The organism is Deltaproteobacteria bacterium (genome assembly GCA_016210005.1).
In the GTDB taxonomy this organism is placed as follows: Bacteria; Desulfobacterota; Binatia; order HRBIN30; family JACQVA1; genus JACQVA1.
Map to the genome: position 1 here is coordinate 1 of JACQVA010000022.1, position 18,562 is coordinate 18,562.

An 18,562-nucleotide genomic window follows, 5' to 3' on the forward strand; every position below is an offset into this window, starting at 1 on the left:
AGGTCACCCCAATGTACAGCGTGCCGTTCCGTTTGCTGGCCAGGATGCAAACGCAGAACTGCTTGTCCATAGCGCCAAACGCCAAACTGGATTCCCGCTTTCGCGGGAATGACGGCCATAACACCGAACCACGTTACCCACGAATTTGTCGCGCACCCCTCTGCTCCAGCCTCCGCGATCGCGATTGGCGGTTGCTGGAACCGCTTCACTGTGGTTAGGTGCGCGGCCACGAAATGGAGCGCAAACGGGCACAGCAGGTCGCGCTTCTGGTGGTGGTGTTGGCCGCGGCCGCATTGCGGATCTACCAGCTCAGGGATGTTCCGGCCGGCTTGTTCTGCGACGAGGCCGGCAACGGCTACAACGCCCACGCGCTGGCAACGGCCGGCATGGACGAGAACGGCACGCGCTTCCCGCTCTTCATCTGGTCATTCGGTGTCAGTTACAAGAATCCGGTCTTCATCTATGCGGCAACACTGCCGGTGAAGCTGCTCGGGCTCGATGAGTTCAGTATCCGCCTGACCTCGGCGTTATTCGGGATCGGCACGGTCGTCGCCATCTTCTTCCTCGGGCGGGCACTGTTCAACGCCTGGGTGGGATTGTTCGCTGCGATCTTGCTCAGCCTCTGCCCATGGCACCTGCATTTCAGCCGGATCGCCTTCGAGCTGATCGCCTTCCCGTTCCTGTTCGTGATCGGCATGACGTTGCTGGTGCGCTTCACTCAGGGGCGCCGGACGCTGGCGGGGGCGATGTTCTTCTTCGGTCTGTGCGTTTACGCTTACGCGCCCGCGTATCTCTTCGTCCCGGTCTTCCTGCTCGGCTTTGGGCTGCTGTACCTGCGCGATCTCTGGCGCCGAGCGCGCGAGACGCTCCTGGCCGTCGTCGTGGCGGCGGCGACGGTGGCGCCGGCCGGGGTGTTTCTCTACCACCACCCGCAAACCGGGACGCAGTATTTCCGTGCCACCACCGGCTTCAGCGCCGGTTACGACTGGCGCCAGCAAGCCGAACGGTTTGTGTTCAACTACCAGCAGTTCTTCTCGCGCTCGTTTCTCTTCGAGCACGGTGATCCGCTGGTGCGGCATGCGGTGCGCGACTTCGGCGAGCTACTGCCGTTCTACGCGCCGTTTCTGCTCCTGGGCGTGGCGGTGATGCTGCTGCGGCGCGATCGGGTGAGCAAGTTGGTGCTGTGGTGGCTGGCGCTGTATCCGGTGGCGCCGAGCTTGATGACCGAGATTCCCAGCGCTTCGCGCGGATTCATCGGCGCGGCGGCCTTTTGCTTGCTGGCGGCGATCGGTCTGGCCGCGGGCTTACGCCTGCTCGGCTGGCTTGCCCGGCGGCGGCGGCTAGCTCTGGCGGTGCAAACCGCGGCACTGGCGGCCGCCGCGTACGTGCTCGGACCGCAAGTGCAGGCCTATCTGCGCGCCTATTTCATCGAGTATCCCAAGTACTCGGCACCGACCTACGGCGGCTTTCAGTACGGCTACCGCGAAGTCGTGCAGTACATGGAAAGCCAGCGGCCCAACTACGATCTGTTGATGCTCACCGCGGTTGAGGTCAACCAGCCGCAGATCTTTCCGCTCTTCTACAACCGCGTCGATCCGCGCGAGTGGCGCGCCCGTCAGAACCTCGGCTACATGGTGCTCGACCCCTCGGAGTACTCGCGTTACAGCATGGCCCAACGCATTCTCTACGCGCTGCGCCCGTCGGACCTCGACTTGTTCACCGACTACACCGAGCACCGCAAGGTGATCGCCCCCGGCGGCCAGGTGGAATTCGTGATTGCCGAGGTGCGCGCGCGCAAGCGCTTCTTGACCGATTGGGCTGGACTCGGCGTGTTCGACAACCAAGACAACCAAGGCGTCGGGCGCGACTTTATCGATCCGACGCACTTGCCGCGCGCGGCGATCGCCGGGGCGTTCGGTGAGATCACTTGGACGCGGATTCCGCAGCAGTTCATTCGCGTCGATTTGAATCAGTTCTTCTCGCGCAGTCACCCGCGCTATCAGGGCAACCCGGAGTGGTCGTGCGGTTATGCCGCCACCACCGTGCAGTCAGCGGCTGCAACGGCGGCGTTTCTGGAGCTCACCGGCTCGGACGATACGGTTCAGATCTGGCTCAACGGGGCGGCGCTGACGCCCAGCCCGATCGCACTCGGCGCTGCCGCTCAGCGCCGGCCGCTGGAGCTGCGCGCGGGCAGCAACGCGCTGTTGCTGAAGAGCTGCGAGAGCGTCGGCGGCTGGTCATTCACCGCACGGATTACCGATGCGCGGGGGCGTGATCTGCCGGAGATAAGCGCGGCCGCCACCCTCGCCGATGGAGCGCCCGCCGCGCCGCCGAGCAGTTAGCAGCCGGTTTACGGACCGGGCGCGATCTTGAAGACGCCGCAGTTGAGGTCACAAACATAGAGCTCGCCGCGCGCATCTTCGCCGAAAGATGAAATCGCGCCGATGGTGGCGCCGCCGGCCGGTGTCGCCGCTGGTGTCGGTGTAATTAACGAAGAACCTGCCGTTGGCGCCGCGCGCTCGCCGAGTCACCAGCGAAGCAGGATGCGGCATGGACTCAGGTTAGCACCGCCTCTTGCTGCACCCAAGAAGCTTTCTTTCATGCCCTCACGCACCGGGCGCGCAGCTTGTTGGGCAAGCGGGCTACCGCCGGCGCTGCCCTTGTGGCAGGATTGCGCCCCGTGAGCATCTTCGGAATCGAGGGGGCGGAACCCCGGCCCAGCCGCCGGCGCGAACACCGGCGATGACGGCGGAGGCTATTCGGGTCGAACGGCTCCGCCATGTCTACGGCAGCCGCGTTGCCCTCGACGATGTGACGTTCAGCGTAAGCCGCGGGGAGATTTTCGGGCTGTTGGGGCCGAACGGCGGCGGCAAGACCACCCTGTTCAGGATTCTGTCAACTCTCTTGGCGCCGAGTGGAGGCATGGCCACCGTGCTCGGCGATGAAGTTACGGCGGCAGCGGCGGCGGCGCGCCGGCATCTGGGGGTGGTGTTTCAGCATCCCAGCCTCGACGGCAAGCTCACTGTCAGTGAGAACTTGCAGCATCATGGCCATCTTTACGGTCTTTATGGCCGCGAGTTGCGCCGGCAGGTCACCGCCATGTTGCTACGTTTCGGCCTGGCTGAGCGTGCCGGCGATCGTGTCGAAACCCTCTCGGGCGGCCTGCAGCGGCGCACGGAGCTGGCCAAGGCGCTGCTCCACCGCCCGCCGGTGCTGCTGTTGGATGAGCCGAGCACTGGGCTGGACCCGGGGGCCCGCCGGGATTTCGTCCAGCATTTGCATCGGCTGCGGGATCAGGACGGCGTAACGGTGGTGCTGACGACGCACTTCATGGAGGAGGCGGAGCGCTGCGACCGCATCGCCATTTTGCATCAGGGGCAAGTGGTCGGCGCCGGGCCGCCGGCCGAGCTGAAGAGCCGAGTTGGCGGCGATGTCGTCGTCATGCACACCCGTGATGCTGCAGCTCTGCGGCTCAAGCTGCGCCAACGCTTCGGCTGCGAGGCCGCGCTGGTCGACGGCACGCTGCGCCTCGAACGGCCGCGCGGGCATGAATTCGTCCGTGATGTTGTCGAGGCATTTCCCGACGACGTGAGCATGGTGACGTTCGGGAAGCCGACGCTGGAGGATGTGTTCATTCATTTGACCGGCCACCGCTTCTGGGCCGAAGCGGCCGAAAGCCAGGGGGCACCATGAGGCATTTGGCTTTGCCGGTGTACACACTCTGGCGCCGAGAAGTGGTGCGCTTTGTGCGCCAGCGTAGCCGCGTCACCGGCGCATTGGCACAGCCGCTGGTCTTCTGGTTGCTGCTCGGCGGCGGGCTCAACGCTTCATTTCAGCCTGCGGGCGCCGTAGCCGGGACCAGTTACGTCGCCTACTTCTACCCGGGCACGCTCGCGCTCGTCCTGCTGTTCACGGCGATCTTCGCCACCATCTCGACCGTCGAGGATCGGCGTGAAGGCTTCTTGCAAGGTGTGCTGGTGGCCCCGGTGTCACGCGCGGCGATCGTACTCGGCCAGGCGCTCGGCGGCACCACGCTCGCGGTGCTACAGGGCGCGTTGCTCTTGCTGCTCGCGCCATTGGTGGGGATTCCGCTCTCGGTCACCTCCGTGGTCGCCACCGTTGCCGTCATGACCCTAGTGGCCCTCAGCCTGACCAGTCTCGGCCTGGTGATCGCCTGGCGGATGGATTCGACGCAAGGCTTTCACGCCATCATGAACCTGGTGTTAATTCCGATTTGGCTACTGTCTGGGGCATTTTTTCCGGCCGCAGGCTCGCCCGCCCCGTTGCGTTGGCTGATGATGATCAACCCTCTGACTTACGGCATGGCCGCGTTGCGCCGCTGTCTATACTTCGGCAACTCCGACGCGGCTGGGCCGGTTCCGGCGCTGCTGCCCTCGCTGGCGATAACCGCCGCATTCTGTGGTGCGGCATTATGGGCAGCAACGCGCACGGCGCACCGCACCGCCGCCTGACAGGGCACGGCTACGCCGGCAACCGCCACCCATACGCGACGCAACGATAGCGCCAAGTGACGTGGAACGGCATCACCGAATGGTGCTGCCGGCGTTATCGCTAAAAGCCGCCGTGGCTTGGCCCGCGGGTTGCTGAAGGCCAAGGGCAATGGCCAACAACCCGAATGGGTTTACCCTGCTGGAACTAATGGTCACGCTAGCCGTGGTAGGTATTCTGGCGGCTATCGCCATACCGGCCTTCGGGCAGTATCGCGTGCGTGCATACGACGGCACGGCGATTTCGGACTTGCGAAACGCCATGGTCGCCGTCGAGGCGGCAATAGATAGCGGCGACCCCCTTCCGGCATCACCCACCCAACTTCAGAAGTACGGTTATCGCCCGAGTAAGAGCGTAGGCTTTTCAAAGTATCTGTTGCAGACGGTCAACGGCATTCCGAGCGTGCACATGCACACCAAGCATTCCGGGTCGTCGCACGCATGGCATACGCGTTACCCGGCAGATGGCGGTCAGATAGAGATCAGATAGCTTCACTGCGCCGCAAGGAATCCCCGTCAGCTAGCACCCGCGAGGTGGTAGAGCATCCAGTACACCACCACACCGGTCAGTGAGACGTACAGCCAGATCGGCAGAGTCCACCGGGCGATTCGCCGGTGCTCAGCAAAACGCCCACGCAGCGCCCGGCTGAGAGTGACCAGCGCCAGCGGTGGAACGCAGGCAGCTAAGATGCTGTGGGTCGCCAATACCGCCAGGTAGACGACGCGAATACCTCCCGTCAGCGGAAAGCGCACCGATCCGACCTGCGCGTGATAGCTGAGGTACGAGGCGAGAAACAGCGCCGACATCGCCAGCGCCCCGATCATACACCAACGGTGAGAGGTCACGCGCCGGCGGCGGATAAAGCCGTATCCCAGCAGCAACAGGGCGGCACTGGCTGCGTTGAGGATGGCATTGAGAGTCGGTAAATCACGGAGCGACATCGCCGGGGGTGCGGCTAGCTTCAGCGTCTCAGTGCTCTCGTTGCAGCGTCCGGAGGTCGCGCAGAAGTTGCGCGAAGCCCTCGTCGTCGGTGCCACGGTAGTACCCGCGAATTCGGGAGGCTCGATCCACAAGCACAAAGCGGTCGCTATGGGTAATCAATTCATTGGGATCGCTGCTAGCGTCGCCCGGCCGCTGTGCCACGGCAACGCCGAGGCCGTCCCCGATCAGAGCGTAAAGCGCGGCTCGTTCACCGGTCAAGAACCACCAGCGTTCACGATCGGCACTGAAGCGCTCGGCGTATTCGGAGAGCACCGACGGCGTGTCGGCTTCCGGATCCACACTCAACGACACCAACCGCACCTCGGCTTCTCCTTGCTCGCGCAAGTGTGATTGTAAACGGCTCATCTGCGCGCTGAGCATGGGGCATAGGCTACTACAGCGGGTGAAGATGAAGTTGACTACCCAGACTTGTCCGCGCAGGTCTGCGTCAGTTACGCGGCGCCCACTGCGCTCGATCAGGCTGAATGCCGGCACGCTCGTCAGCACCGGCAGCGTCTCGGCCGCCTCGCGCGGCGCCCGCAGCGCGCGGATGCCGGCGGCGCCGACTACGGCCAGAGCGACCAGCAGGCCGGCCCAGATCAAGCGCTTAACCGTGGGCGGCGAGGGCGAAGGGTTTTGGCCAGCTATCGACACAGTTTGTTCCAGCAGCTGCGGCGGGCGCTTCACCGGGCACCAGGCCTCAGAGCGCCAGCTTATCCAAGGCCATCGTGATCAAGAGCAACGGCAAGTACACCAGCGTAGCGAACATCATCCGCCGGGCGGCTGTCGCCGAACGCACGCGAGCCAGGTACACGCCACAGGCGAGCAACCCGCTGCCGAGCACGAAGGCGACGGCGAAGTAGGCCGAGCCGGCGATACCCGCCAGCGTGGGCAGCAAGCCGACCACCAGCAGCGCAAAACTGTTGATCACCACTTGCCGCGCCGTGCTCTCCCCGTCCGGCTCGATCACCGGCAGCAGCTTCATGCCGGCTCGTGCGTAGTCCTCGCGGTACAGCCAAGCGATGGCGAGGGAGTGGGGCAGCTGCCACAGGAACATGATCGCGAATAGTATCCAGCCCTCGACGCTCAGATCGCCGCGCGCGGCGGCCCAGCCCGTGAGCGGCGGCAACGCTCCGGGCACTGCGCCCACAACCGTGCACAGCGACGATCTGCGCTTCATCGGCGTGTACACGAACAGGTAGGTAATCACAGTCGTTGCCGTAACCAGGCCGCTCAGCGCATTGACGCTGAGGGTCAGATAAAGGAGGCCGGCGGCCACCAGCAGTGCCCCGAACACGAGTGCCTCGAGCGGCTGCAAACGCCCGTCGGGCAACGGCCGGCGCCGCGTGCGCTTCATGCGAGCATCGAGGTCTCGTTCCAGGTACTGATTGAGCGCGAGTGTCCCCGCCGCGGCCAAACCCGTACCCAGAATCGTCGCCGCCATGCGGAAGTACTGAACCTCCCCCTTTGATCCCAAATAGAAGCCGATCAAGGTTGTCAGCAACACCATCACCACCACGCGCGGCTTGGTGAGGGCGAGAAAATCGGCCGTGCGGTGGTCACCGCCCGGCATGGCGAGCACACCGCTCTGCGGGCTCATGCACCCGCTCAGGAAGCAACCAACTCGGCAACGGCGGCCGCGAGGTGGTGAACCCACGGGGTAGGTCTGGAATCACGCGCCCTGCTCCCATGCCGTGCATGCTAGCATCGGGCGCACGCAGACCAAAGACCAGGGACGCGATCTCCGATGCGAAGTGACGAGAAGCCGCAATTCGGCGGCGGGCGGGGCGATACGCGCCCCGCCCGCACTCTCTGACGATGACGTGGAAACGGCCAGAGTTCCAAGACCTGGCCGCGGCGGGCTCGCGTCTACTTACCGGCCAACTCGAAACTGGCCTTGGCCTCGCCCTTGGCGGCCACGGTAACCTTCTGCGTCTTCTCGCCCAGCTTCTCGTGCCACACTTTGAGTTCGTACTCGCCCGCCGGCACGTCGGTGAGCTTGAAGGCGCCGCTGTCATCGGTAACCGCGTAGTAGGGATGGTCCTGAATGACGAACCAGCCGTTCATCCAGCCGTGCGCGTCGCAACGCACCTCGAAGATCTCGGGCTGATCGAACTTCTGCTGCATCACCTTCTTGAACTTCGGCTGCGCCAGATTCAGCGGTGGATTCTTCTTGCTGTAGGTGTGGATATTGTGGAGGATGCCGTCGTTGTTGGTGATGTCAACGCTGACACCGGCTGGGACGAGCAGAACATGGGGGGAGTACTGGCACCCCTTCTGATCCAGTACCGGCTTGGTCGCATCGAGCGCCTTGCCCTTGCTGATGCTGGCGATCGACACTACGGCGTTCTTCAGCCCGCCTCCTTTGCCGACCACCAGGGCCTCTTCCGTCTTCGGCGTGACGCCGCAGACGTCCTTGTCCTTGGTGATATCCAGGGGTTTGGCTGCCGGCGGCGCGCCTTGAAACTTGACCTCGCCGCTGATCGTGCCCCCGTCGGCCACTGGACCGGCGTCATACGCCCACGCCGGCGCGCCGCCCAGCACCACGACCAGCGCGCCAATTCCCAACGCTCTCGCTTTCATAATCCTACTCCTCCTTTTTCTTCTCCGACGCCTAGTTGACCGGCTGCGGGCTGACGCCATCAGCGGCCAGCAGCGTGTTCTGCTTTCCGAGCACCATCAGATAATCGCGCAGGGCGCGGATTTGTTGCTCCTCGTTGCCGCCGAAAATGTCCTCCGGGCCACCGGGATAGAATGACGGCATCTTAGTTCCGGGCTGCACCTTTTGCGGGTCTTGCAGCCAACGAATAATCCACTCGGGGTGGAGGCGTTCCCGCGCCATGCCCAGGTCCGGCGCCCATCCTTCCGGCGGGCCCTCGGGTTTCTTGTCCCCCTGCTGGTGACAGGAGAAGCAGTTGAAGTAGTCGACACTGGCGAGTTGCTGCCCGGCCTCGAGGTCTAGCGGCGCGATCGCCGTTTGATCGACGTAGACGAAGGGATTGTCCTGCGCCTCCTGCGCCAGGAAGTACTGCACCAACGTCTGCGCCTCTTCATCGGACAAGCCGAACGTAGGCATCCGCACCTTCAGCCACGGGCGGATCGGCACCGGCCGCTTGAGGAAGCCGAACAGCCACTCCGATTGCACCTTGGCGCCCTCGCCGTTGAGGACCGGCGGCGCCAGGGTGGGGCTGGCCTCATAGTGGGCGCGAATCGCGCCGCCGCGCTCTTCGATGACGTGGCAGCCAACGCAGTTGTACTTCTCGACGACGCGCCGGCCCTGGACCAAGGCGGTGGCACGGTTGAGGTTGGGGGCGCGGTACTTCACCGGCACCTTGTCTTCGGTCCGGCTGGCGAGGAAGACGCGCAGGGCCTTGATATCCTTGTCCGTCAGATCGAACTGCGGCATCACCTGCTCGATGCGATCAGTCTGGTAGGTACGCGGGTCCTTCAGCTTGTGATACGTCCAATCATCCCAGGTGTTCGGGATATCGGTGTGATTGCCGAAGAACAGCTCCTCCTTGGGTTTCGAGCCGAAAGTGGAGAGCTCGACCCCGATGCGCGATTCGTTCTCCATGCCGGGGATATCGTGACAGCCGAAGCAACCGTACTTGCGCACCAGCGCCTTGCCCTCGGCGATGACTTCGGGCCGTTGCAGCTTGGCTTCCAACTCAGCCTCGGCTTGCTGGCGGCCGAGCGTCAGCAGGAACGAAACCAGCGCGCTCACCTCTTCGTCACTCAGCCGCAGATTGGGCATCCGTGAGGTGGGCGAATAGGCGCGCGGGTTCTTCAGCCAATGGTAGAGCCAGCGCGCATCGGTCTTCTCGGCGATCCGGCTGAGGTTCGGAGCAATGTCTTTGTTATCGCCGACCAACGCCGGTGATTCCCCGTCGGCGAGGCCGTGACAGCCGCGGCAGCCCAGGCTGTCGGCGAGTTCTTTGCCGGCGGCCACCCGCTGCGGGTCGTTCGGATCGACACCGGGTGGTAGCGGGCGACTGCTCAGCCACTGCTCACTGTCCGCCTTCGAGGCGTCGAGCACATAGGCCGCCACGGCGGTAGCTTGATCGCGGCTGAAGAGGAAGTTGGGCATCTTGGTCTTAGCGCGGAACAGGTGCGGGTTCTCGACCCAGCGCACCAGCCAGCTGGGCTGGGCCTTGGCGGCGATCCGGCGCAGGAACGGGCCGACTTTATCGAGGCCGTCGTAGCCCTCCACCAAGTGGCAGCCGTGACAGCCGAGCTGCACGAAGAGATCCTCCGCGTGAGCGATAATCTCGGCGCCGGCCACCTGCACATCGATATGGCACTTGATGCAACTGGCCTGCACCTTGTCGCCGTGACGCAGCTCCGGCTCCCAGAATTTCACCTCTCCGTGTGCCTTCTCGACCGAATTGACTGCCGCACCCTGGCCCCCGTGACAGGGCGTGCAACCGAAGCGCTCGACCGGATGCTTCGCCAACAGGATATTGCGGTGCGGATGGGTCTTGAACGGGTTGGGATCACCATCGAACCCGGCTTTTTCGATGCCGGCGTGGCACGAGGTGCAGCGGTCGACGCGGGCGAGCGGGTTGTTGAAGTTGCTGCGGTCGAATTCCTCTAAGACGACTTGCTGGATCTTCGGGATCTTCGGCAATTCCAGCGGCCCCACCCGCAGGGCCACGCCTTCGAGCTTGCGCTCCAGGCGTTGCTTCTCGGCCTCCATCTCACTGAGCTTTTCCTCAAGCGCCTGCGGAGCGGAGTTGAGCTCAGCAATCTCCTTGTCGGCTTGGTCGAGCTGCTGCTGCCGCTTGGCTAGGCGCTCCTCGATGCCGGCCTTTTCCCGGTTCAACTCTTCGATGTGGGCACGGTAGGCCTCGGTTGGCCGCTGGGTTAGGATGGCGTGTTCGAGCTCGTACCAAGCCTCCTCGAGCTTGCTCTTGACCAAGCGCAGCTCGAATTCGGTTTCATCGTATGGCACTTGGACGCCGGCCCGCTCTTGTTGCAGCGCCGCTAAGCGCCGGGCGCTCTCGCCGCGGTGTAAGCTTTCGCGCGCCGCCGCCAGCTGTTTGGTGATCTCTTGGTACGCGGGCTCCGCCGCCAGGCGCTCGCTTTCCTTCTGCAAGGCTTCGCGTGCGCGCCGGATTTCCAGCAGAGAGAACTCCGTCTGGTAGCGCTTCCACGGCCGGCGGGTGATGTTATCGTCCCACACGGCCCATACCGCTCCCGCCAGCAGCAACCCGACTGCCAGCAGGAAGATGGCGCTGTACGACTTCTTCTCGAGGTCGTCGTTGACTACTCTTGCTCCCGCCACGAACTCACCCCTTATGCGATTACTCGGCGCTCAATCAGGCGCCCAAGATAGAATATGCCCACGCCGATCAGCAGCAGCCGGAGTTCGCGCCCCATGGCGTGCTCCTCGGTGAGCCCCACGAACAGGGCGTAGCCCACATCGGCAAAACCGATGGCCTGTACGACCTTGGCCAGGTAAAACAACATGCCTCAGCTGTACCCGCGCCGTGACGCCGCTTCCCCGTCACACATTGAACCACGGCGTCACCCAGACGTATTTCAGATTGAGAGCGTGCCGCAGCAACATCTTGATCATGACCGCCATCATGTTCAGGAACAGGAAGGAGGTCGTATAGAAACGCGGCATACCCCAACGCTGCATGAACTCCCGCCCCTTCAAGCGTACGATCCACCAATACATCGCCAGCGTGCCGACCACGAAGTACCCGGCGGTGACGGCGGCGCCGAAGGCAAACGACCACCAATAGTCACGAAAACCGAGGAGGTAGGGCAGGTCGACGTTGGTCATGGCCTCGACCTTGTGCGAGTCCCACTTCTCCCACGGCCAGAACCAATTCCACCCCGGGCCGCGCAGGAACGTGCCGATGACAATCAGTGAGATCCACAGAACATGGAAGCCGAAGAAGAAGGTGATCAATTCATACTTGCGCGGCTCGAAGCAGTAGTAGCCGTTGCCGTGCGGGTTGATGTCGATGTACGGGATTACCATCAAGCCGACGATGATGAGGCTGGGCAGCACCACGCCGGCGTGCCAGGGGTCGAAGAACACCAGCATCTCCTGCAAGCCCAGGAAGTACCAGGGCGCCTTCGATGGGTTCGGCGTGCGCGTCGGGTTCGCCGGTTCCTCCAGCGGGGCGTCAACGGTGAGCGACCACACGATCAGCAGCACCATGATGAACAGGGCCACCAGGAACTCCGCCCGCACCAGATGCGGCCAGGTGTGCACTTTGTCGTCACCCGGTCCGGCGGCCTTGCGGATTGTCATCTCGACCCGCTTGCCGGCCGGCTCGGCCACCGGCTTGACGGCCAGTTGGGTTTGCGCCTCAGCCATACGTCGCGCTCCTCTACTCCTCGGCCCGCGGTTTGGCGGCCCAATACAGCAATACCAGCATCACGATGAAGATCGCCGGCAGCACCAGCACGCGGCCGCCGGGAATCAACAACGTGATCAGCAACAAGATGAGTGATCCAATCGTGTAGCGCGCTTCCACCGACACTGCTGCACCTCTCTCTGCTCGATTTACAAGGGTGGCCCGGAGAAGCCGTCACGGCGGATGCGCCAGAAGTGCACCGCCATGAACAGGCTCGCCACCAGCGGAATGAAAATACAGTGCAGGATGTAGAAGCGCAGCAGGGTGTGGGGGCCGATCTCTCCGCCACCGAACAGGAAGGCGCGCGCGTCGTAAATCGGATTGGCCCCGGTCAGTTCCGCGAACGGGCCTTCGTTGCCGAGCAAGGGCGTCGCCCGGCCCATGTTGGAGCCTACGGTCACCGCCCAGATCGACAGCTGATCCCAGGGCAACAGGTAGCCGGTGAAGCTCAGCAGTAAGGTCAGCACCAGCAGCAGCACGCCCACTACCCAATTGAACTCCCGCGGCGGCTTGTACGAGCCGGTCAGGAACACCCGGAACATGTGGAGCCAGACCGCGATCACCATTCCGTGCGCCGCCCAACGGTGCATGTTGCGCATGATCATGCCGAAGGGCATGTCGAACTCGAGATACTTCATGTCCGCGTATGCGTACTCGGCCGTCGGCCGGTAGTAGAACATCAGGTAGATTCCCGTCACTACCGTGACCAGGTACATCAAAAATGTGATTCCGCCCATGCACCAGGTGAATCGCATCTTGACCCCGTGCTTGCGCACCTTGGAGGGATGGAGGTGGAGCCAGATGTTGCCGGAAACCATCAGGATCCGGTTACGCGGGGTATCCTCGTACCCGTGGCGGAAGATGGACTGCCAGACCTGTGATTCCACGATCTGGCGCTTCACTTCGTCCCACATGCTCATGACTGCTCGCTTTCTGTTGCCGTGAGGGAAGTGCGGCTAGGCTTTCAGGAAGGCGCCGGGCTTGTTCCAGTCACCCTTCTCGTAGCGGTACGTGACGCCCATATCGACCACGAGTTGGCCGTCCTCTGCCAGGGTAATGCGGTAGCGTTCGAGCGGGCGCGGCGCCGGCCCCTCGAAGTTAACGCCGCTGCGGCGGAACCCGCTGCCGTGGCAGGGGCACTTGAATTTCTCTTCGACCGGCAGCCACCGCGGCGTACAGCCGAGGTGCGTGCATTTCGCAAACAAGGCGTAGAAACCATCCGGCACCCGGACAATCCACACCCGGTGCTCCTTCTTGAAGCGCTCGCTCACTTCGCCGATGGCATAATCGCTGGGAAGGCCGGCCTTGAACGTGCTCGGGGGCGTGAACAACACGCGCGGAAACGCCGATCGCACGAACGCCAGCAGCGTAATCCCACTGAAGATCCCGAACCCGCCCCATCCCAGGCGGCCAAAGAAATCGCGCCGCGACCACAGCCCACCGAGTTCGGCATTCTGCCGCACGCGCTTGGCCCGCTCCCGCGCCTGTTCCTGGCGCCGCTGCTCCTCCAGCGCCGCCAGCGCTTCCGCAGATTGTGCTTTTTCCACCTTTGCCATCGTGCTTACACCTTATGTGCCTTGCGCCAGCGCGACACCACCACCGCACCCAGACCACCAATAACCATTACCCCCCCGGTCGCGAAGAACAGCAGCCCGATGGGCGGAAACAGAAACACCAGGACCGAGCCAATGAGAAACAGCGGAATGCCGATGCCGAAGAGATTGAGCGACCCCAGCGCCGGGGCGGCCCGGCGGTCGTCAGCCGGTGCGATCTCTACCTCTTCTCGTATCACAGCCACCGCGATCTCTCGCAGTATCTCTCGTCCCTCCTGCGGCCCGGCGTTGATCTCCCGGGCCACCTCCCGAGCTAAACGCTCAACCTTCTCCTCGACCGCGTCCTGCGGCCGTTCTGCATGTTCTTCGTCGTTCACGCTCCAAAACAACCGGAGCCCACGCCCTTAATACGAGTCTCCAGCCATAGTCAACCGGCTGGCTCACTCCTGCCGTTCTTCTTGCACCTGGTCATCCACCGGTCAACTCCGGTCCGCTGCGGCGCAAGGTATTTTCCTTATGGGCCAGTTCGCGCCGCTAATGTAACGTGCGCCGATCGGCTCTACTCGGCGCCCCAATCCACATGGATTTGCTCGGTGCCGCGGCGGATTGCCAGATCCGCCCGCGCACCGTCTGCTAACGCTTCCACCTTTGCTTGGAGCCCGGCAACTCCGTCGACATCGACGCCGTCGATTTCCAAGATGATGTCGCCCCGCTTCAGCTCGGTCCGGGCCGCTTCGTTGACATCGGAGACCAGCACCCCGCGGCCGGCCGGCAACCCGAAGTACTCGGCCAATTCCGCCGTCAGGTCTTGCATGGTAATGCCCGCCCGAGTCCAGGCCCCCGCGCTGAGCCCGGCCTGGCGCAAGTCAATCGCTAGGTCACGTTGCAACAGAGTCCGGGTCACGAAGATCGGCTTGTGAAAGCGTAGCGCCAAGGCGATCGCGTCGCTCGGGCGGCTGTCGAGTTCCATCGCCTTGCGGCCGCTGTGCAAATAGATGCGTGCGTAGTAAGTGCTGTCCTTGAGATCTTGGATCACCACCCGCTCGAACTCGACGCCGGCCTGTTCGAGCGCCAGCTTCATCAGATCGTGGGTCAGCGGCCGGGGCGGATCAATGCCCTCCATCTGCATCGCGATCGACTGCGCCTCGGCCGGCCCGATCCAGATCGGCAACCCGACCCGCTTCTCCTTGTCCTGCAACACCACTACTGGTGAGCGCGAAGCCTGGTCCAGCCCGATGCTGCGGATTTCCACCTCCACTTCCGGGCTCTCGGCGGTGCGGCACGCAGCTAGCCCGACACCAGCCGCAATAGCGACGGCGCTCAGCAGCAACGCGCGAGATCTGGTGAGCTTCATGCCGGTTCGAGTCTAGGGCCGGCCGCCGTGTTAAGCAACCATCTTAACGCGCGGCCGCGGCTTCGCCCAAGGCAACACGCATGCGCTCGATCAGCTGGGGCACGCGGCTGAAGTTCGGCCCGCGTTGCACCGATTGCTCCTTGCCGCTACCGGTTGTGGTCACCAGACCGAGCTCGGCGTAGCGGCTCAGGGCATTGCCCAGGGTTACGATGGAGTTGCCTTCGATCTTGCGCACTTCCCCGAGCAGCGTGCCGGTTTCAAACCGCTTGCGCATCGCCTGCACCATGGCTTTGCGCGACACCGGCTTGTCCGCCATCTCGCTGATCGTCGTCGCCGCCATCCAGTAGGCTTCGCGGAAGTTCTCCAGGATTCCGAGCAGATTGCACACCAGCACGTGGTCGGTGCGGACGGCTTCAGCGTCCGCGCTGGCCAGCGCGCCTTGCGCGCGTAGGTATTCCAGTAGCCGGCCGAGCTCTTCCGTCATAGCCTCACGCTCCGGCAGCGGGAATTCCCAGCGAAACAGGTCGAGCCACCAGCTCACCTCGTCCTTAACCGCGGCCGCCCGCCGGCCGCTGGCCAGACTGTGCACTAGCAGCGCCGGCAGCAGGAAGAAGTGGATCGAGTTGTTCTTGTAGAAGTCAAGGTTCATGCGCTTTTCGGCCGGCACGTGAATCACGCCGCCGCGCTCGCCGGGCAGGCGCTGCACCAGGCCGCCCGATTCCATGAACGCAATGCTCTCCTTGAAATCGTTTTGCAGGTTGCGTTCGAGCGACGCCGTCAGGCGCACGCCCAGGTGGCGCAGCAGCCCGGTGAGCGCATGCGCCCCCGCGACGAACTCGGGCCGGCGCATCGCCGCCTGCGGCGCGCTCAACAGCACGGTGGCCGACACCGAGGTGGCGCCTGCCACCTCCACCCGATTGACCTCGCGCAGCAAGCGGAAGCCGAGTTTCTGAATAAAGCGTCGCTTTTCTTCTTCGACCGCGGCTTGCCCGGTGCCCGCGTGCCACTGCTCCTTGCGCGGCCCGAGCAGCTCGTTGAGCGAGATCGGCGGGGCGAAGGTGACGTTGACCGTGCCGTACTTCTGCCGCAACACGGCGCGGGCCTTGATCAACGCCGAGAGCGACTCCTGCTCTTTTTCCGCCCCCACCAGCTCGCGCTTGTACGCCTCCTCTTCGACGATGCGCCCGTAGTGAATCGACACCGGCACCAGATAGAGATCGCGCCTCACCCCGGCGACAAACGCATTAACGATTGCCGAGAGCATGCCCAACTTCGGCGTAAGGATTTTGCCGGTGCGGCTGCGCCCGCCCTCGATGAAGAACTCCTGCGTGTAGCCGTCGCGAATCAGGTAGGCGAGGTAGCTGCGGAAGACGGCCTTGTAGAGCGGATTACCCTCGAAGCTGCGGCGAATGAAATAGGCACCAGCACCGCGAAAGAGCGCACCGAAGGGCCAGAACGCCATATTGATGCCGGCGGCGATATGCGGCGGGCTGAGGTAGTTGGCGTGAAACAGGTAGGAGAGAATCAGGTAATCGAAGTGGCTACGGTGGCACGGCACCAACACCACCGGGTGCTCCTTGACGCACTCGACCACCTTGTCGAGCCCCTCGTACTCGAAGCCCTGAAACACCCGCGGCCAGATGCGGTTGAACAGAAAAGCCAGAATGCCGAAGTAGGAGCCGTGGAAGTTGGCGGCAATCTCGTCGAAGTAGCGCTCGGCGGTGCGCCAGACCTCGGATTCCGGCAAACGGCGCTCACGCGCCACCGCGCGCACGCTCGCCGTCAGCTCCGGCCCTTGCAGCACCAACTCACGCACCTGCCGCTTGGGCAGCAACGGCGGGCCCCATACCATGCGTTCCTCGCGATAGAGGAATATCTGCAGCGCGCGTGCCAGCCGGCGCACAATCCGCTCTTCGCTCTCGCCGTGATATTCCTTGCTGAACTCGCGCAGCGCCACTGCCTTTCCAAAACCGACCGAGGTGTCGCGCGCGTTCCACAGCAGCGAGATCAGCCGCTTCACGTCGCCCGGGGCATCCTGCACGCTGTATACCAGCGTCGCCAAGCGCGATTCCTTGCGGCGGTAGCCGCGCCCGCGCAGCACCGCCACCGGCACCAGGAACACCTCTCCTTCCCGCTCCGGCAACATGTGTAAGATCTCGCGCAAGTAATCCGAGCCCGAGCGCTGACCGCCGCTGACCGCCAAGCGCCGCCCGGCGAAGATGCGCATGCCCGAGGCGCGCCGGCGCATGAAGATCAACGCCGGCCGGCCTTGCCGCACCAGCCGCTGGCAGCGGTCGCGATCATCGAGGTCGCGCCCGGCGCGGCCAAAGGCGCGCAGCGCCTTCACCCGCCGCCAGAGCGTACCGACAATCTCGCGCAACGGCCGCAACAGCAGCGCGGGAATGTCGTTGACGAACTGCGGTACCGGTAAGCCCTCGCGCAGCAAGATGAAGACAAGCAGTAGATAGTCCACCAGCGAGCGATAGCGCATGACGTAGACCACCGTGCCGCGCTCCGCCAACTCGCGCACGTGTGCGGCCACCTCGTGATCCACCCGCACCTCGGAGAGAAAACTGCGGCAAAAGAAGGCCGGTAGCTCCCCCAGCCGCATCGGCGTTTCGGGCTGCGCCCGCCCGCTCACTTCTCGCACCGCCGCGTTAGTCATGGCACCGCTCCCACTTGGGCGCCGAGCCTAGCACACCCAGCCGTCAGAGTAAGCGGCGCTGGCCTTGACGCTCCAACTTCGCAACCACCGCGCGCACTTCCTGCGCCCGCGCCGCTGGGCAGATCAAGAGCGCATCGGGCGTATCAACCACCACCAGATCGTGCACCCCCAGCAACGCCACCAGCCGCTTGTCGCCGTACACCGTCGTAGCAGTGGTGTCCACCAGCACGGCGTTGCCGCGCACGGCGTTGCCGGCGCCATCGTGGCCCCACAACTCGGCCAGCGCCGCCCAACTGCCTACGTCACTCCAACCGAAATCAGCGGCCACCACCGCCACCCGCGTCCCGTGGGCCGGAGCTGCCGCCGCCGGTTCCATCACCCCGACATCGATCGAGACCGACGGGAGTTGGCGGTACGCGGCCAACCGGATGCTCCCGCCACTTCGCGGCCAGCGCGCTGTCAGCTTGGCCACCGCGGCCGCTAGCGCGGGCAAGTGGCGCTCGAGGGCGGCGCGGATCACCGCCGTGCGCCAAACGAAAATCCCCGCGTTCCACAGGTAGCGGCCGGAGGCGACCAAGCGGCGGGCCCGGCGCGCATCGGGCTTCTCCCGGAACTCAGCCACCCACGACAGCTGCGGCCGGCCGCGGTCCGCCGCCACTCCGGTCTTGATGTAGCCATAACCCGTCTCCGGTCGCGTTGGCAGCACCCCGAGAGTGACCAAAGCGTTCGCCTGCTCGGCCACGGCAAAGGCCCGCCGCACTGTGCGCCGAAACCCGGCCGGATTCCTGATGGCGTGATCGGCCGGCAACACCGCCATCGCCGAGTCCGGCTCCTGGCGGTGAATCCACTCCGCGGCCAGCGCGATGCAAGGCGCGGTGTTACGGCCGATCGGCTCCACCAGGATGTTGCGCGCGGGTAGCAGCGGCAACTGCTGCCTCACCGCCGCGGCGTGTTCGTGCCCGGTCACCACCACGATCCGCGCCGGCGGCACCAGCGGGGCGATGCGGGCGACCGTGTCTTGCAGCATCGTGCGTTCGCTGGCAATCGGCAGCAACTGCTTGGGGCGGGCGCGGCGGCTCAGCGGCCAGAAGCGGGTGCCCGCACCCCCAGCCATGATCACTGCGAA

At 64.4% G+C, this 18,562-nt stretch carries 18 protein-coding genes; 4 read left to right on the forward strand and 14 right to left on the reverse strand.

What is annotated here, in order from left to right:
- Nucleotides 1-233 precede the first annotated feature (233 nt).
- The 4 genes from HY699_03385 to HY699_03400 all read left to right on the forward strand — a co-directional run bounded on the left by HY699_03385 (nucleotide 234) and on the right by HY699_03400 (nucleotide 4,998).
- The gene (locus HY699_03385; GenBank protein ID MBI4514844.1) at nucleotides 234-2,342 is read left to right on the forward strand and encodes a glycosyltransferase family 39 protein; all 2,109 of its coding nucleotides are present in this window, start codon (nucleotides 234-236) and stop codon (nucleotides 2,340-2,342) included.
- A gap of 400 nt (nucleotides 2,343-2,742) precedes the next feature.
- The gene (locus tag HY699_03390; protein ID MBI4514845.1) at nucleotides 2,743-3,693 is read left to right on the forward strand and encodes an ABC transporter ATP-binding protein; all 951 of its coding nucleotides are present in this window, start codon (nucleotides 2,743-2,745) and stop codon (nucleotides 3,691-3,693) included.
- A gap of 17 nt (nucleotides 3,694-3,710) precedes the next feature.
- Nucleotides 3,711-4,472 (forward strand): ABC transporter permease, encoded by a 762-nt coding sequence (locus HY699_03395; GenBank protein MBI4514846.1) that lies wholly within the window; start codon nucleotides 3,711-3,713, stop codon nucleotides 4,470-4,472.
- Between the two features lie 148 nt (nucleotides 4,473-4,620).
- Nucleotides 4,621-4,998 carry a prepilin-type N-terminal cleavage/methylation domain-containing protein gene (locus HY699_03400; protein MBI4514847.1) on the forward strand — a complete coding sequence of 126 codons (378 nt, stop codon included), beginning with the start codon at nucleotides 4,621-4,623 and terminating at the stop codon, nucleotides 4,996-4,998.
- A 26-nt stretch (nucleotides 4,999-5,024) separates the two neighbouring features.
- On the opposite strand, the gene HY699_03405 is transcribed toward HY699_03400, so the two are convergent.
- The 14 genes from HY699_03405 to HY699_03470 form a co-directional block, all read right to left on the reverse strand.
- Nucleotides 5,025-5,450 (reverse strand): DUF420 domain-containing protein, encoded by a 426-nt coding sequence (locus HY699_03405; protein ID MBI4514848.1) that lies wholly within the window; start codon nucleotides 5,448-5,450, stop codon nucleotides 5,025-5,027.
- A gap of 28 nt (nucleotides 5,451-5,478) precedes the next feature.
- Nucleotides 5,479-6,093, reverse strand: coding sequence for an SCO family protein (locus tag HY699_03410; protein ID MBI4514849.1), 615 nt, complete (start codon nucleotides 6,091-6,093; stop codon nucleotides 5,479-5,481).
- Nucleotides 6,094-6,190: 97 nt separating this feature from the next.
- Nucleotides 6,191-7,090, reverse strand: a complete 900-nt coding sequence (gene cyoE, locus HY699_03415) for a protoheme IX farnesyltransferase (protein ID MBI4514850.1) — start codon at nucleotides 7,088-7,090, stop codon at nucleotides 6,191-6,193.
- Nucleotides 7,091-7,359: 269 nt separating this feature from the next.
- Nucleotides 7,360-8,073, reverse strand: a complete 714-nt coding sequence (locus HY699_03420; protein MBI4514851.1) for a hypothetical protein — start codon at nucleotides 8,071-8,073, stop codon at nucleotides 7,360-7,362.
- A gap of 31 nt (nucleotides 8,074-8,104) precedes the next feature.
- A complete protein-coding gene (locus tag HY699_03425) occupies nucleotides 8,105-10,774 on the reverse strand; it encodes a c-type cytochrome (GenBank protein MBI4514852.1) in 2,670 nt (889 codons plus the stop codon).
- A gap of 11 nt (nucleotides 10,775-10,785) precedes the next feature.
- Nucleotides 10,786-10,959, reverse strand: a complete 174-nt coding sequence (locus HY699_03430; GenBank protein ID MBI4514853.1) for a hypothetical protein — start codon at nucleotides 10,957-10,959, stop codon at nucleotides 10,786-10,788.
- Nucleotides 10,960-10,996: 37 nt separating this feature from the next.
- Nucleotides 10,997-11,824, reverse strand: a complete 828-nt coding sequence (locus HY699_03435; GenBank protein MBI4514854.1) for a cytochrome C — start codon at nucleotides 11,822-11,824, stop codon at nucleotides 10,997-10,999.
- Nucleotides 11,825-11,837: 13 nt separating this feature from the next.
- Nucleotides 11,838-11,990 (reverse strand): hypothetical protein, encoded by a 153-nt coding sequence (locus HY699_03440; GenBank protein ID MBI4514855.1) that lies wholly within the window; start codon nucleotides 11,988-11,990, stop codon nucleotides 11,838-11,840.
- A gap of 23 nt (nucleotides 11,991-12,013) precedes the next feature.
- Complete coding sequence (locus HY699_03445; protein ID MBI4514856.1) at nucleotides 12,014-12,778, reverse strand: cytochrome b N-terminal domain-containing protein; 765 nt, start codon at nucleotides 12,776-12,778, stop codon at nucleotides 12,014-12,016.
- 42 nt (nucleotides 12,779-12,820) lie between these two features.
- Nucleotides 12,821-13,420, reverse strand: coding sequence for a Rieske (2Fe-2S) protein (locus tag HY699_03450; protein MBI4514857.1), 600 nt, complete (start codon nucleotides 13,418-13,420; stop codon nucleotides 12,821-12,823).
- Between the two features lie 5 nt (nucleotides 13,421-13,425).
- On the reverse strand, nucleotides 13,426-13,794 hold the full coding sequence (locus HY699_03455) for a hypothetical protein (protein ID MBI4514858.1): 369 nt from the start codon (nucleotides 13,792-13,794) through the stop codon (nucleotides 13,426-13,428).
- A gap of 182 nt (nucleotides 13,795-13,976) precedes the next feature.
- Nucleotides 13,977-14,771 carry a bifunctional nuclease family protein gene (locus HY699_03460; GenBank protein MBI4514859.1) on the reverse strand — a complete coding sequence of 265 codons (795 nt, stop codon included), beginning with the start codon at nucleotides 14,769-14,771 and terminating at the stop codon, nucleotides 13,977-13,979.
- Between the two features lie 43 nt (nucleotides 14,772-14,814).
- Nucleotides 14,815-17,436 (reverse strand): 1-acyl-sn-glycerol-3-phosphate acyltransferase, encoded by a 2,622-nt coding sequence (locus HY699_03465; protein ID MBI4514860.1) that lies wholly within the window; start codon nucleotides 17,434-17,436, stop codon nucleotides 14,815-14,817.
- A 43-nt stretch (nucleotides 17,437-17,479) separates the two neighbouring features.
- Complete coding sequence (locus HY699_03470; GenBank protein ID MBI4514861.1) at nucleotides 17,480-18,550, reverse strand: mannose-1-phosphate guanylyltransferase; 1,071 nt, start codon at nucleotides 18,548-18,550, stop codon at nucleotides 17,480-17,482.
- Nucleotides 18,551-18,562: the final 12 nt, after the last annotated feature.